The 13,180-nt window shown below is 70.0% G+C and carries 12 protein-coding genes; 9 read left to right on the top strand and 3 right to left on the bottom strand.

Annotated elements, in window-relative coordinates; all coding sequences use genetic code 11:
• Positions 1–127 precede the first annotated feature (127 nt).
• The 7 genes from pyrH to RWH45_RS14190 all read left to right on the top strand — a co-directional run bounded on the left by pyrH (position 128) and on the right by RWH45_RS14190 (position 4,897).
• Complete coding sequence (gene pyrH, locus RWH45_RS14160) at positions 128–847, top strand: UMP kinase (RefSeq protein ID WP_315995532.1); 720 nt, start codon at positions 128–130, stop codon at positions 845–847.
• Positions 848–921: 74 nt separating this feature from the next.
• Complete coding sequence (gene frr / locus RWH45_RS14165) at positions 922–1,476, top strand: ribosome recycling factor (protein WP_315995533.1); 555 nt, start codon at positions 922–924, stop codon at positions 1,474–1,476.
• Between the two features lie 5 nt (positions 1,477–1,481).
• Positions 1,482–2,528, top strand: a complete 1,047-nt coding sequence (locus RWH45_RS14170; RefSeq protein ID WP_315995534.1) for a phosphatidate cytidylyltransferase — start codon at positions 1,482–1,484, stop codon at positions 2,526–2,528.
• Positions 2,525–3,100 carry a DivIVA domain-containing protein gene (locus tag RWH45_RS14175; RefSeq protein WP_315995535.1) on the top strand — a complete coding sequence of 192 codons (576 nt, stop codon included), beginning with the start codon at positions 2,525–2,527 and terminating at the stop codon, positions 3,098–3,100. Before RWH45_RS14170 ends, RWH45_RS14175 begins: the two co-directional genes overlap by 4 nt.
• 238 nt (positions 3,101–3,338) lie before the next feature.
• Positions 3,339–3,878 (top strand): aggregation-promoting factor C-terminal-like domain-containing protein, encoded by a 540-nt coding sequence (locus RWH45_RS14180; RefSeq protein ID WP_315995536.1) that lies wholly within the window; start codon positions 3,339–3,341, stop codon positions 3,876–3,878.
• Positions 3,879–3,887: 9 nt separating this feature from the next.
• On the top strand, positions 3,888–4,175 hold the full coding sequence (locus RWH45_RS14185; protein WP_315995537.1) for an Rv1322 family protein: 288 nt from the start codon (positions 3,888–3,890) through the stop codon (positions 4,173–4,175).
• Positions 4,175–4,897 carry an alpha/beta hydrolase gene (locus RWH45_RS14190; protein ID WP_315995538.1) on the top strand — a complete coding sequence of 241 codons (723 nt, stop codon included), beginning with the start codon at positions 4,175–4,177 and terminating at the stop codon, positions 4,895–4,897. The genes RWH45_RS14185 and RWH45_RS14190 overlap by 1 nt, the downstream gene beginning before the upstream one ends.
• 2 nt (positions 4,898–4,899) lie before the next feature.
• Here the strand turns inward: RWH45_RS14190 and RWH45_RS14195 are convergent, their stop codons facing one another.
• On the bottom strand, positions 4,900–5,976 hold the full coding sequence (locus RWH45_RS14195) for an AI-2E family transporter (RefSeq protein ID WP_315995539.1): 1,077 nt from the start codon (positions 5,974–5,976) through the stop codon (positions 4,900–4,902).
• A gap of 171 nt (positions 5,977–6,147) precedes the next feature.
• On the opposite strand from RWH45_RS14195, the gene RWH45_RS14200 reads away from it, so the two are divergent.
• Both RWH45_RS14200 and RWH45_RS14205 read left to right on the top strand, forming a co-directional pair.
• Positions 6,148–7,959 (top strand): DUF8094 domain-containing protein, encoded by a 1,812-nt coding sequence (locus RWH45_RS14200; RefSeq protein ID WP_315995540.1) that lies wholly within the window; start codon positions 6,148–6,150, stop codon positions 7,957–7,959.
• The gene (locus RWH45_RS14205) at positions 7,956–8,891 is read left to right on the top strand and encodes a tetratricopeptide repeat protein (protein WP_315995541.1); all 936 of its coding nucleotides are present in this window, start codon (positions 7,956–7,958) and stop codon (positions 8,889–8,891) included. Before RWH45_RS14200 ends, RWH45_RS14205 begins: the two co-directional genes overlap by 4 nt.
• A gap of 180 nt (positions 8,892–9,071) precedes the next feature.
• On the opposite strand, the gene glgB is transcribed toward RWH45_RS14205, so the two are convergent.
• Both glgB and RWH45_RS14215 read right to left on the bottom strand, forming a co-directional pair.
• A complete protein-coding gene (glgB, locus tag RWH45_RS14210) occupies positions 9,072–11,210 on the bottom strand; it encodes a 1,4-alpha-glucan branching protein GlgB (RefSeq protein WP_315995542.1) in 2,139 nt (712 codons plus the stop codon).
• Positions 11,207–13,174, bottom strand: a complete 1,968-nt coding sequence (locus RWH45_RS14215) for an alpha-1,4-glucan--maltose-1-phosphate maltosyltransferase (protein ID WP_315995898.1) — start codon at positions 13,172–13,174, stop codon at positions 11,207–11,209. The genes glgB and RWH45_RS14215 overlap by 4 nt, the downstream gene beginning before the upstream one ends.
• Between the last annotated feature and the right edge of the window lie 6 nt (positions 13,175–13,180).

Here is a 13,180-nt window from a genome sequence, read left to right on the forward strand (position 1 = left end):
TCGACAGGCTCAGGGCCCGTCATGAGGCCCGGGATGCCATGGCATCCCGGGCCTTTTCCCTGCCCGCGGCCCGTATCGGTCGGCGTCGGCGGGGGGATAGTTTGTTCAAGACGAGAGGACACCACACGTGATCGATGAAGCCACCAAGCGCCGCCGGGTTCTGCTGAAGCTGTCGGGGGAGGCGTTCGGCGGAGGCCAACTGGGTGTCAATCCCGACGTCGTCAGCCAGATCGCACGCGAGATCGCCGAGGCGGTGGACCGGGTCGAGATCGCGATCGTGGTCGGCGGCGGCAACTTCTTCCGCGGCGCCGAGCTCAGCCAGCGCGGCATGGATCGCGGCCGCGCCGACTACATGGGCATGCTCGGCACCGTGATGAACTCCCTGGCCCTGCAGGACTTCCTCGAGCAGGCGGGAGCCGCCACGCGCGTGCAGTCGGCGATCTCGATGACGCAGGTGGCCGAGCCCTATATCCCGCGACGGGCCGTGCGTCACCTCGAGAAGGGCCGCGTCGTGATCTTCGGCGCCGGCGCCGGCCTGCCGTACTTCTCCACCGACACCGTCGCCGCCCAGCGCGCGCTCGAGATCGGTGCGACCGAGGTGCTGGTCGCCAAGAACGGCGTCGACGGCGTGTACACGGCCGACCCGCGCGTGGACCCCAGTGCCACCAAGCTCGACCACCTCACCTACAGCGACGCGCTGCAGAAGGGCCTCAAGGTCGTGGACTCGACGGCGTTCAGCCTCTGCATGGACAACGGCATCGACATGCGCGTGTTCGGCATGGAGCCGGCCGGCAACGTCACCCGTGCGCTGCTGGGCGACGAGATGGGAACCCTCGTCACCGCGTGACGCGCCGCGCGGGCCCGGGGAGCCGGGCCCGCGCGCGACTAGACTGGCACCTCAGTCCAACGAATGGAGTCACCGTGATCGCCGATGTCCTCGCCGATGCCGGAGCGCGAATGGATCGCGCCGTCGAGGCCGCGAAGGAGGACTTCGCGACCGTCCGCACCGGACGCGCGAACCCCCAGATGTTCCAGAAGGTCCTGGTCGACTACTACGGGTCGCCCACCCCTCTCGCGCAGCTCGCGTCGCTGAACAACCCCGAGGCGCGCACCCTCGTCATCAACCCCTACGACAAGTCCGCGTTGAAGGCCATCGAGCAGGCCATCCGCGACATGCCGAACCTCGGTGTCAACCCCACCAACGACGGCACGATCGTCCGCGTCACCATGCCGGAACTCACGCAGGACCGCCGCAAGGAGTACGTCAAGATCGTGCGCGGCAAGGGAGAAGACGCGAAGGTGCAGGTGCGCAACCTGCGCCGCAAGGCGAAGGACGACCTCGATGCCCTGAAGAGCGACGTCGGCGAGGACGAGCTCGTTCGGGCCGAGAAGGAGCTCGACGCCGTCACGCGCACGCACGTCGACCTGATCGACGACGCGCTCAAGCGCAAAGAGGCCGAGCTTCTCGAGGTCTGACCCGCATGCCCGACGCCCCTGAGACCGGTGACGCCGAGCCGGTCGACCCGCTCGACGTCCGTCGTGCCGATCCGACGCGCCGTCCGACGACGGGCGAGGGGGTCACGGCGATCGAGTCGCAGCTGCGTGCCATGCGATCGGATGCCGAGCAGCACATCGCGCACGCGCGCGCCGAGTTCGACCAGGCGAACGAGCGTCTGAAGCAGCGCACGGGGCGCGACCTGATCGTCGCGACGCTCATCGGCGTGGGGATCGGTGCGATCGTGATCGCCTCGCTGATCTTCGTGAAGTGGGCCTTCGTCCTCTTCGCCGCGGCCGCGATGGTGCTGGGGGTCGTCGAGTTCAGCCGAGCCCTGCAGGTCGCCGGGCGGCGCGTCGACGTCGTCCCGCAGCTGGTCATGGGGTTCGTGCTGCTGCTCAGCGGGTTCTTCCTCGGCGCCTGGGTGCACTGGATCGCCACCCTCGTCGCGGTCGTCGTGGTCGTCGTGTGGCGGCTGGTGGCGCAGCTCTTCGCCGCCGACGGACGGCTGCGCATCGACGTCATCGGCGATGTGCTCGTCGCGGGGTTCGTGCAGCTGTACGTTCCGTTCCTCACCAGCGTCGCCATGATCCTGCTCGCTCAGCCGCGCGGGGAGTGGTGGGTTCTCGCGTTCCTCATCCTCGCCGTCGCGGCCGACACGGGTGCGTACATCTCGGGCCTCACATTCGGTCGGGGCGGGCGGCATCCGATGGCTCCGCGCATCAGCCCGAAGAAGACCTGGGAGGGTTTCGCGGGCGCGTGCGTGGCGGCTCTGGTCGCCGGGGCGCTTCTCGCCGTGTTCATGCTCCAGGTTCCGTGGTGGGCCGGGCTCATCTTCGGCGCGACCGTGCTGGCCACGGCGACCGTCGGCGACCTCGGCGAGTCGATGGTCAAGCGCGACCTCGGCATCAAGGACATGAGCTCGTGGCTCCCCGGACACGGGGGGGTTCTCGACCGCCTCGACTCGATCCTGCCGTCGGCGACGGCCGCTCTGGTGATGTTCTATCTGCTCGCCCCGTTGGGAGTGTCATGACCGAGACCCCGATCCACGACAAGGTCGCCGCGACCCCTTTCCCCGAGACGACGGGACGCACCAAGGGCTACGAGAAGCGCGCCGTCGACGCATTCCTCGCCCGCGCGCGCGACGCGTTCGAAGCCGACGACCCCGGCGTCCTGCGCTCGTCGGAGGTTCGCGCGGTGTCGTTCCCGCTGGTCAAGGGCGGCTACGCCGTGGCATCCGTCGACGCGGCCCTGGGTCGGGTCGAAGACGCCTTCGCCGCACGAGAGCGCGAGCACGCTCTCTCCCGGCTCGGGGCGCGGGCCTGGGTCGCGGAGACGCGCGACACCGCCCAGGTCGTGCTCGACCGTCTCGGTCGGCCGCGCGGACAGCGCTTCGAGCGCGTGTCGCTGCTGCATTACGGGTACCGAGTCGACGAAGTCGACGTCGTCGCCGACCGCGTCGCGCGCTACCTCGCGGCGGGCGACCCCGTGACGCCCGACCAGGTACGCGCCGTCGCCTTCCGCCTGCAGCGCGGTGGATACCGCGAGACCCAGGTCGATGCGGTGCTCGACGCCGTCGTCGAGGTCATGCTCGCCGTCGGATGAGGCATCAGGATGACACCCGTTCCGACTCGTCGGTAGACTCGGCGGCACTGTGACTTCTGGCTCGGAACTCTCGCGTAGATCATCGGACCGCGTCGCCCGTCGAGGCGTCGGGTCGGTCGACGTGGTACCCCCCGCTCTTCCGCGCCGCTCGGCGCCACGCTGGTCCCGTCGTCGCGGCGTGGTCGGCGTGTTCGGCGCGTGCGCGGCGGTCCTGTTCGCGGCCGCCTACGTCGGGCCCATGAGCGCCGCGTTCTCGCCGGCGCAGGCCGAGGAGCCCCGCACGGTCACCCTCTACGCGGAGGGCCTCGGTGACACGCAGGCGGTGTCGACCTCGGGCGAGAAGCAGGCCCCCGACCTGCAACGCTCGAGCTACAACGTGTACGTCAAGCCGAAGCCGACCCCCACCCCGACGCCCACGCAGACGCGCAGCAGCGACTCGGGTTCGTCGGCCGGCGGCGACGGCGGTGGCGGTGGCGGAGGGCCGCTGTATTACTCCGGCGGGGGAGCGCCCGCGGAATGGATGGCCGCCGCCGGCATCTCGGATGCCGACATGGGCTACGTCGACTACATCGTCAGCCGCGAGAGCGGGTGGAATCCGAACGCCACCAACCGCTCCTCGGGAGCGTGCGGTCTCGTGCAGGCCCTGCCGTGCAGCAAGGTCCCCGGCAACGGGTACGACCCGGTCGACAACCTGCGCTGGGCGACCGGGTACGCCACGGGCCGATACGGCAGCTGGGCGGGCGCGTACGCGTTCTGGACGAGCAACCACTGGTGGTGAGCGGCATCCATGCCCCGCTCCCGTAAGCGCCGCCCCGATCCGGGTCGCGGCGACGACTCGCTCGATCGTCTGATCGCCGGGTGGAAGCGCACCGAGGTCAAGCGCGGATCGGAATGGACCGTGCAGCCGCTCTCGGGACCGCAGGCGGTCAAGGACTACATCTGCCCCGGATGCGGACGCACGGTCGCTTCCGGCACCCCCCACCTCGTGGTCTGGCGCGCCGACGGCGTGCTCGGCGACGCGGCGGATCTCGCCGCACGTCGGCACTGGCACACCCACTGTTGGAGGATCGCCTGATGGAGATTCGCGGACCCGTCCTTCTGCCCGCACGCCGGGAAGACGTCGCCCTGCACACGGTCGACGAGCTCACCCTCGTCGGCGAGCTCGCCCTGCCCCTCGACCGCGAGCCGGTGGCGACCCTCGTGACGTTGCACCCGCTGCCCACGGCGGGCGGGTTCATGGACTCGCACATCCTGCGCAAGGCGGCCGGCCGCCTGCCGGCCCTCGCCGATCTCGCGGTGCTGCGGTTCAACACCCGAGGCACGACGTCTCCCCGCGGCACGAGCGACGGCGCCTTCGACGGGGGAGCGAACGAGTGCTTCGACGTGGCGGCGGCGATGGATTTCGTGCGCGAGCGCGGTCTGCCCCGCCCCTGGCTGGTGGGGTGGTCGTTCGGCACCGAGCTCGCGCTGAAGTACGGCCGCGACCACGACATCGAGGGCGTCATCCTGCTGTCGCCTCCGCTGCATCGGGCGACCGCCGACGAGGTCGCGGCGTGGGCGGGAGACGAGCGCCGGGTGGTCGTGCTGGTTCCCGAGTTCGACGACTACCTGCGACCCGACGAGGCCCGCGAGCGCTTCGCGTCGATCCCGGAGGCCACGCTCATCGCCGTCGAAGGCGGGAAGCATCTGTGGGTCGGCGAGACGCAGACGCGCCGCGTGCTCACCGAGATCGTCGCCGCGGTCGCCCCCGACGCCCTTCCGCTCCCCACCGAGTGGGATGGCGACGTCGTCGGCTGAGCTCAGCGCTCGTTCTGCCGCGGGATGATGACCTCGCGGTAGATGATGAGGATGCTCGCGGCCACGGGGATCGCGATGAGGGCGCCCAGCAGGTTGAGCAGTGCGCCGCCGGCCAGCGCCGAGATCACGACGACCGAGCCCGGCACCGACACCGCGCGGTTCATGATGCGCGGGGAGATGACGTACGCCTCGATCTGCATGTAGACGAGGTAGTAGATCGCCGCCGCGATGATCGCCCACCCCGGCGTTCCGAGTCCCGGAATGAGGCAGGTGAGCACGATGATCGTCGAGCCCGTCAGCGTTCCCACCAGGGGGATGAGCGAGAAGAAGAACGCGATCACGGCGAGCACGGCCGGGAACGGCGCGTTGATGATCGTGAGGAAGATGGCGCTGAGCACGCCGTTGATGACGCCCAGGCTCACCTGCCCCATGACGTAGTAACCCACGGAGTCGGTGATCTTCTCGGCGAGCTCGATGAAGCGCGCGCGCTTGGACGCCGGGACCAGCTGGTACACCGCCGACTTGAGCGAGGGAGTGGATGCCGTGAAGTAGATGGTCAGGATCAGCACGATGAACGCGCCGCCGAGGCCCGCTGCCACGGCGCCGGCGCCCGTGAGCAGGCTGTTGCCGATGACCGTGGAGATCGAGCCGACGTCGAGGGTCGTGAACCAGTGCTGGATGCCGGCCCAGACGTCGTCGATCTTGAGCCAGGGAAGGGAGTCGGACACCCACTGCTGCACCTGCGTGACGATCTCGTTCCAGCGTCCCGGCTGCAGCAGCTGCTCGACCTGGGAGATCAGCTGGGCGATCTGGCTGACGATGATCGGCACGACCATGAAGATGATGCCGGCGAAGACGCCGAGCACCGCGAGGATCGTCACGAGGACGGCCGCCCAGCGGGGCAGACCGCGCCGCTCCAGGAAAGACACCACGGGGTCGAGGCCCAACGACAGGAACAGGGCCGTCCCGACGTACAGCAGGATCGTCGAGAGGTTCTGCACGCTCCCGATGAGCAGCAGGCCGACGCCGACTCCGAGAGTCGCCAGGAGTGCGACCCGGAAGGGGTTGTGGATCTTCATGCCGAACGACTCCCGCCTCAGCCGGGCACGCGCCCGTCTCGTCAGGATAGTGACCGTGCGGGCGGGATCGGCGAGGCGCGAGCCTCGCCGCGAACTTTCAGCCGCCCTCCGATAGTCTGAAACGTCGATTCTTCGGTGGCGCCCGAGCTGCCGGTGGGGATGGTGTGAAGCGTGAGATTCGTCTGGGCCGTGGTGGCGTTCGTCATCGCCGCCGCCATGATCGGTGCCGGGATCGCTCAGCGCACGGTTTTCCAGGGTCCATCCGAGACCACCACGTCGGTGCAGACGGAGGGGTCGGCGGCGTACACGCTGATCGACGGCTCCGTGCTCACGAGCGTCCCGGGCGCCCAGACGCTGCGCGTCGAGGGCGACGGCGCAGTGTTCGTCTCCTACGGGCGCACGGCCGACCTCAAGGCGTGGCTCGCCGACGTCGACTACACCGCGGTGACCGTGGACGGTGAGGGGACGGTGCAGACCGCCGATCAGGCCCCGACCGTGACACCCACCTCCGACGCCGCCGCGGGGCGGAGTCCGATCGACAACGACCTGTGGCTGGACGAGTACGAGCAGACCGGGTCGCTGTCCACCACCCTGCAGCTGCCGGACGACATGAGCGTGCTCGTGGCATCCGACGGCACGGCTCCCGCGCCCTCGAACATCAGCGTCACGTGGCCCATCGACGACTCGACGCCCTGGGCGGGTCCGCTCATCGTCGGCGGCGGTATCGCCCTGCTCGCGGGCCTCGTGCTCTACCTGCTCGGCATCCGGCACGTGCGCCGTTCGCGGCGCCCGCGCCGGAAGGGATTGCCCCTGCCGGTCACGGAGCCCATCTCCATCGCCGAGTCGGATGCCGCAGCTCGCGACGCGTCCGCGTCCAAGGGGGTCGTGAGCGAGAGCCCCGCGCGCCGCGGGACAGGCTCGCGCGGCCGGCGCGCACTCGTCGCGGTCCCGGCCCTCGGCGTCTCCGTCGCACTGCTCGCCGGCTGCTCGGCGGATGCCTGGCCGCAGTTGGCGGCATCCGAGACTCCGAGCCCGACCCCCACGGTCGTCGTTCCTGAGGGGCAGTTCCCGCCCGCCGTGACCGAGGCGCAGGCGAAGCGGATCGTCGCGCGCGTGTCGAGCACTGTCTCCTCGGCCGATGCGGCGCTCGATCAGAACGCCGCCGCCCAACGCCTGTCCGGACCGGCGCTCGCCGAGCGTGCCACCAACTACACGCTGCGTGCGGCTCTGCCCGACCGCCCGGCGCTCCCGGCCATTCCCGCGGAGCCGGTTCAGATCGTGCTGCCGCAGACGACGGGCACCTGGCCGCGCACGCTCATGACCGTGGTGGAGTCGGCGGATGCCGCGACCCCGACCACGACGATCATGATGATGACGCAAGAGACGCCGTGGGACGAGTACAAGGCGTCGTACGTCGGGAACCTCGAGGCCTCCACCAACCTGCCGGAGCTCGCCGCCCCGTACGTGGGCGCGACGCAGGTGCCGCCGGACTCCTCGTTCCTCACCCTCGCTCCCGAGAAGGTCGCCGCCGCCTACGCCGACATCATCAACAACGGCGAGAACAGCACCTCGGCCGCGCTCTTCGACACCGCGAACGACCTGTTGCTCTCCGCGATCCAGGACAACAAGACGAAGCGCACCGACGAGCTCAACCAGACCGGCGCCGGAACGGCTGAGATCAGTTTCGCCGCCTCGGCGGGGCCCGCCGCCCCCATCGCCCTCGCGACGCTCGACACCGGCGCGATCGTCGCCGTGAATGTCTACGAGAGCGACACGGCGAAGCCCACGAACGCCGACGCGGTCATCAAGCTCGACAACAATCCGGCGGTCAAGGCCCTGACCGGTGTCGACCAGTCCGCGACAGGCTTCACCACGACCTACTCCGACCAGGTGTTCTTCTACGTGCCCAGCCAGGGCTCCGACGACAAGATCCGCCTGCTCGGCTACCGTTCCAGCCTCCTCGAAGCGAAGGTGTCCCCGTGAGCACTCCCGCCCCCGGCTCCGTCATGCGCGGTGCCGTCGACCTCTCGTCGCTGCGCAACCGTCCCGCGGCCCCCGCGACCCCTCCCGCCGAGGGCGCCGCCCCGGCCGGTGCCCTGCCCCTGGTCTTCGATGTGACCGACGCGACCTTCGGCGAGGTGCTCGAGCTCTCGCGCACGGTTCCCGTCGTCATCGACCTGTGGGCCGAGTGGTGCGGGCCGTGCAAGCAGCTCAGCCCGGTGCTCGAGAAGGTCGTCACCGAACTGGCCGGCCGCCTCGTACTGGCGAAGGTCGACGTCGACGCCAATCCGCAGCTGGCGCAGGGCTTCCGCGCGCAGTCCATTCCGATGGTCCTCGCGCTCGTCGCGGGTCAGCCCGTTCCGCTGTTCACCGGCGCGGTGCCCGAGCAGCAGGTGCGCGACGTCTTCGCTCAGCTGCTGCAGCTCGCCGCCCAGCACGGCGTCACCGGCACCGTTCCCGTCGCCGGGGCGGCCGATGCGGCTCCGGCAGAGGAGCCCCCGCTGCCGCCGCTGCACGCCGAGGCGTTCGCCGCGATCGAGGAGGGCGACTACGCCCGCGCGATCACGGCGTACGAGAAGGCTCTCGCCGAGAATCCGCGTGACTCCGACGCCCGTGCGGGCCTCGGTCAGGTGCGCCTGCTCGACCGCGTGCAGGGCGCCGACCTGCAGGCGGCGCGCGCCGCGGCGGCGGCCGATCCCACGGGCGTCGACGCCCAGTTCGTCGTCGCCGACCTCGATGTCGTCGGCGGACACGTCGATGACGCATTCGGGCGTCTGCTCGATCTCTTCGCGGCGCTCCCTGCCGACGAGCGCGCCCCGGTCCGCGAGCGCCTGCTCGAGCTGTTCGGGATCATCGGCGACGACGACGCCCGCGTCGTACGGGCGCGCGCGCGACTGGCATCCCTGCTCTTCTGACACGACCGACGACGCGGCCCGGTCCCTCTCGGGGGTCCGGGCCGTCGTTCGTCCTAGCCGGCGCGAGATGCGATCGTCGATCAACACGCGGGTGTCCCCTCCCACCGGAGGCCGGTCACGGACCCCGGGCACGCGAACGCCCCGCCCCGGTGATCGGGACGGGGCGTCGGACTCCGCGGGTCAGGACCCGGCGCGGTGGTGCAGCCAGAGCACCCCGAGCGGCGGGAGGGTGAGGGTCGCGCTCCCGCGGCTATCGGTCGTGACCGTGCCGAGGTTGCCCTGGCCAGAACCGCCGAACACCTCCGCGTCGCTGTTGAGCACTTCGGTCCACGACCCGGATTCGGGCAGGTCGAGCGGGAAGTCGGTGAGCGGGACGCCGGAGAAGTTGCACACGACCGCGATCGTGTTGCCGTGGTGGTCACGACGGGCGAAAGCGAGCACGTTCGGGTTCCACGCGGGCGCACCGAGACGCGAGAAGGCCGCTCCGTCGTGGTCGCGTGACCACAGCGCCGCCTGGTCCTTGTACACGCGGTTCAGCTCGGCGACGAATTCGTGCAGTTGCTTGTGGGAGGGCTGGTCGAGCATCCACCAGTCGATCGACCGGGACTCGGACCACTCCGACATCTGGCCGAACTCCTGGCCCATGAAGAGCAACTGCTTGCCCGGGTGACCCCACATGTACGCCAGGAAGGCGCGCATGTTGGCGAGCTTCTGCCAGTGGTCTCCCGGCATGCGGCCGAAGAGGCTCCCCTTGCCGTGCACGACCTCGTCGTGGCTGATGGGCAGGACGAAGTTCTCGCTGAAGGAGTAGACGAACGAGAACGACAGCTCGCCCTCGTGGTGCGACCGGTACATCGGATCGCGACCGATGTACTGCAGCGAGTCGTTCATCCACCCCATGTTCCACTTGAAGCCGAAACCGAGTCCGGCGTGCGACGTCGGGGCGGTGACGCCGGGGAAGCTCGTCGACTCCTCGGCGATGAGGGCGATGCCGGGGTAGCGCTTGTAGGACGTCGCATTGACTTCCTGCAGGAAGCGGATCGCCTCGAGGTTCTCGCGACCGCCGAATTGGTTCGGTGCCCATTCGCCGTCGTTGCGGGAGTAGTCGAGATAGAGCATGGATGCCACGGCATCCACGCGCAGACCGTCGACGTGGAACTCCTCGAACCAGTACAGCGCGTTCGCGACGAGGAAGTTGCGCACCTCGTTGCGGCCGTAGTCGAAGATGAGCGTGCCCCAGTCCTTGTGCTCGCCGCGGCGGGGGTCGGGGTGCTCGTAGAGGGCCTCGCCGTCGAAGCGGGCCAGGGCGAAGTCGTCTTTCGGGAAGTGCCCGGGGACCCAGTCCATGATGACGCCGATGCCGGCCTGGTGAAGACGGTCGATGAGGTAACGCAGGTCGTCGGGGGAGCCGAAGCGGCTCGTGGGGGCGTAGTAGCCCGACACCTGGTAGCCCCACGACCCACCGAAGGGGTGCTCGGCGAGCGGAAGGAACTCGACGTGGGTGAAGCCCTGAGCGCCGACGTAGGCGATGATCTCGTCGGCCGCGTCGCGGTACGAGAGGCCCTGCTTCCATGAGCCGAGGTGCAGCTCGTAGATCGACATCGGGCGGTCGATCGGCGCGGTGCGGGAGCGCTCGTCGATCCAGCCGTCGTCGGCCCAGGCGTAGGCGGAGTCGGTGACGACCGACGCGGTGGCCGGGGGGACCTCGGCGAGGCGCGCCATCGGGTCGGCCTTCTCGATCCACTGGCCACCGCGGGTGAGGATCTCGAACTTGTAGCGGGCGCCGATCCCGACCCCGGGGATGAAGAGCTCCCAGACGCCGCTTCCGCCCATCGAGCGCATCGCGCTGCCCGACCCGTCCCAGCCGTTGAAGTCGCCGATCACGCGCAACGCCCGGGCGTCGGGCGCCCACACGGTGAAGGCGGTGCCCGAGGACCCGTCGAGTTCGCGGACGTGCGCTCCGAGCACGCGCCACAGCTCCTCGTGACGTCCCTCGGTGATGAGGTGCAGGTCGAGCTCGCCGATGGAGGGGGCGTGGCGATAGCCGTCATCGGCCGCATGCTCCGACCCGTCGTACGACGCACGTACCAGGTAGGCACCGGGGAAGGCGTCGACCGCGGCCTCCCAGATGCCCCCGCGCACGTGCTCGAGCGGAACCGGGGTGCCGTCGGCGAGCTCGGCGACGACGGTCGCGGCGAGGGGGCGCCGCGAGCGGATGACCCACCCGTCGCCGGTCTCGTGCACGCCCAGCACGCTGTGCGGGTTGTGGTGGGAGCCGTGGGCCACGGCATCCAGGATCTCGGGGGAGAGGGAGGTCATCGGTTCTCCTTGACGTGCAGGATGTGCACGGGCTCGCTGAAGGCGTCGAGGCGGACGAAGTTGTGGTCGGCCCAGGTCCAGACCTGGCCGGTCACGAGGTCTTCGACGTCGTACGACGCGCCGGGTTCGACGCCGAACAAGGTCGTGTCGAGGTGGACGGTGGTCTCGCGCGCCGAGTGCGGGTCGACGTTGGCGACGACGATCACCGTGTCGGAGGTGCCCGTGGGGCTGAGGGCGGCATCCAGGTGCTTGGAGTACACGAGGATGGCGTCGTCGTCGCTCCAGTGCACCTGCAGGTTGCGCAGCTGACGGAGGGCCGGATGGGCGCGGCGCGCGGCGTTGAGCATGCGCAGGTAGGGGGCGAGAGAGTCGCCCGCCGCCTCGGCGCCCGCCCAGTCGCGGAACTTGTACTCGTACTTCTCGTTGTCGATGTTCTCTTCGGAGCCCGGGCGCGCGATGTTCTCATAAAGCTCGTACCCGGCGTAGACGCCGTAGGTGGGGGCGGCCGTCGCGGCGATCGCGGCGCGGATCTTGTAGGCCGGGCGCCCCCCGAACTGCAGGTACTCCGTGAGGATGTCGGGGGTGTTGACGAAGAGGTTGGGCCGCAGGAAGTCGTCGGTCTCGTGGGCGAGGCCGCCGAGGAACTCCTCGAGCTCCTCCTTCGTGTTGCGCCAGGTGAAGTACGTGTAGCTCTGCTGGAACCCGGCCATCGCCAGACCCTGCAGGGGTGCCGGACGCGTGAACGCCTCCGCCAGGAAGACGGCGTCGGGTTCTTCCGCGCTCACCGTGGCGATGAGCCACTCCCAGAACTGCAGCGGCTTGGTGTGGGGGTTGTCGACGCGGAAGATGGTGACTCCCTGCGCGATCCAGTGGCGCACGATGCGCAGCACCTCGGCGCGGATGCCTTCGGGGTCGTTGTCGAAGTTGACCGGGTAGATGTCCTGGTACTTCTTGGGCGGGTTCTCGGCGAACGCGATCGAGCCGTCGGGGAGCGTCGTGAACCACTCGGGGTGGTCTGCGACCCACGGGTGGTCGGGCGAGGCCTGCAGCGCGAGGTCGAGCGCCACCTCGACGCCGTTCTCGCGCGCGGCGGCGACGAAGGCGCGGAAGTCCTCGAGCGTGCCGAGGTCGGGGTGCACCGTGTCGTGCCCGCCCTCCGCGGCGCCGATGGCCCACGGCGAGCCCGGGTCGCCCGGCTGCGTGACGAGCGTGTTGTTCGGACCCTTGCGGTTGGTCACGCCGATGGGGTGGATCGGCGGGAGGTAGAGCACGTCGAAGCCCATGTCGGCCACGCCGGGGAGGCGATCGACGGCGGTGCGGAACGTGCCGCTGACCACGGACCCGTCGTCGCGGCGCGTGGCGCCCTCCGAGCGCGGGAAGAACTCGTACCAGGCGCCCACGCCGGCGCGCTCGCGCTCGACGAGCAGCTCGGCGTCTTTACCGACCGAGACGAGTCCCATCATCGGCCGGACCTCGAACAGCGCGGCGATCGCGGGGTCGCGCACGATCTGCAGGGCGGTGTCGTCGTGCACCTCCGGGTCGCGCAGCGCGCGGGCGGCGTCGTACAGGCGGTCCTTGTCGCTGCCGGGGCGCTTCTTCTCGCCACGGGCGCGGTCGAACAGCTGGGCGCCCATCTCGCGCATGAGCGCGGTGTCGACACCTGCGGCGATCTTCAGGTCGGCCGCGTGCTCCCATGTCGCGAAGTCGTCGGCGAACGACTCGAACCGGAAGCGCCACACGCCCTGCTCGAGCGGGGCCACGAGGGTCGACCAGCGGTCGAAGCCGTCGTTGAGGGGGCTGAGTCGATGCAACGACTCGTCACCCGAGGGCGAGAACAGTCGCACCTGGACGCCGATGCGGTCGTGCCCCTCGCGGAATGCGGTGACCGTGAAGGGAACGGCTTCGCCCAGGTACGCGGACGGGCGGAATCGCCCACCCGGGACGCTCGGATGCGGCAGGGCCATCGGGAT

The sequence above is a fragment of the Microbacterium galbum genome (genome assembly GCF_032464915.1).
GTDB lineage: Bacteria > Actinomycetota > Actinomycetes > Actinomycetales > Microbacteriaceae > Microbacterium > Microbacterium galbum.

Excerpts from the sequence above, each read along its gene's own strand:
- RWH45_RS14170 (WP_315995534.1), top strand. The coding sequence starts at position 1,482 with ATGCCCGACGCCCCTGAGACCGGTGACGCCGAGCCGGTCGACCCGCTC.
- RWH45_RS14175 (WP_315995535.1), top strand. The coding sequence starts at position 2,525 with ATGACCGAGACCCCGATCCACGACAAGGTCGCCGCGACCCCTTTCCCC.
- RWH45_RS14180 (WP_315995536.1), top strand. The coding sequence starts at position 3,339 with ATGAGCGCCGCGTTCTCGCCGGCGCAGGCCGAGGAGCCCCGCACGGTC.
- RWH45_RS14185 (WP_315995537.1), top strand. The coding sequence starts at position 3,888 with ATGCCCCGCTCCCGTAAGCGCCGCCCCGATCCGGGTCGCGGCGACGAC.
- RWH45_RS14190 (WP_315995538.1), top strand. The coding sequence starts at position 4,175 with ATGGAGATTCGCGGACCCGTCCTTCTGCCCGCACGCCGGGAAGACGTC.
- RWH45_RS14195 (WP_315995539.1), bottom strand. The coding sequence starts at position 5,976 with ATGAAGATCCACAACCCCTTCCGGGTCGCACTCCTGGCGACTCTCGGA.
- glgB (WP_315995542.1), bottom strand. The coding sequence starts at position 11,210 with ATGACCTCCCTCTCCCCCGAGATCCTGGATGCCGTGGCCCACGGCTCC.
- RWH45_RS14215 (WP_315995898.1), bottom strand. The coding sequence starts at position 13,174 with ATGGCCCTGCCGCATCCGAGCGTCCCGGGTGGGCGATTCCGCCCGTCC.